A 602-nucleotide genomic window follows, 5' to 3' on the forward strand; every position below is an offset into this window, starting at 1 on the left:
TAATTCCAGTAAATAACGCTTCCTTAAATGAGCCTTCATCAGCAATACCTTTACCAGCAATTTCGTAAGCCGTACCGTGGTCTGGAGATGTTCTTACACGCGTTAAACCTGCTGTAAAATTAACGCCTTGCCCAAATGATAGTGTTTTAAAAGGAATTAGCCCTTGGTCATGATATGACGCTATAATAGCGTCAAAATTTTTGTAGTTATTAGTCCCAAAAAAACTATCTGCAGCATATGGGCCATAGACTAATTTACCTGCTTCCTTAATTTTTTTCAAAGTTGGTCGCATAACAGTATCATCTTCATTGCCAATAACACCATTATCACCCGTATGAGGATTGATACCCAAAACCGCAATCTTAGGCTTTATGATATTGAAGTCCTTTTTCAAGGTTTCATAAACGGTATTGATTTTATCTGTAATAAGCTCTTCTGAAATATGATTTGATACATCTTTTACAGGGACATGGTCGGTTAGCAGTCCTACTTTTAAGGTATCGGTTACCATAAACATTAAACTTTTCCCTCCTAATTCTTTTGCGAGATAATCAGTATGTCCAGGAAATGTAAACGCCTCTGATTGTATATTATGTTTGTTT

Annotated in this window: 1 protein-coding gene; it reads right to left on the minus strand. The window is 36.0% G+C overall.

What is annotated here, in order from left to right; all coding sequences use genetic code 11:
• The coding region (locus J8281_RS18935) for a PdxA family protein (RefSeq protein ID WP_210199229.1) at nt 1-602 on the minus strand (602 nt) is incomplete at both ends.

Source organism: Aquimarina sp. U1-2 (genome assembly GCF_017897595.1).
In the GTDB taxonomy this organism is placed as follows: domain Bacteria; phylum Bacteroidota; class Bacteroidia; order Flavobacteriales; family Flavobacteriaceae; genus Aquimarina.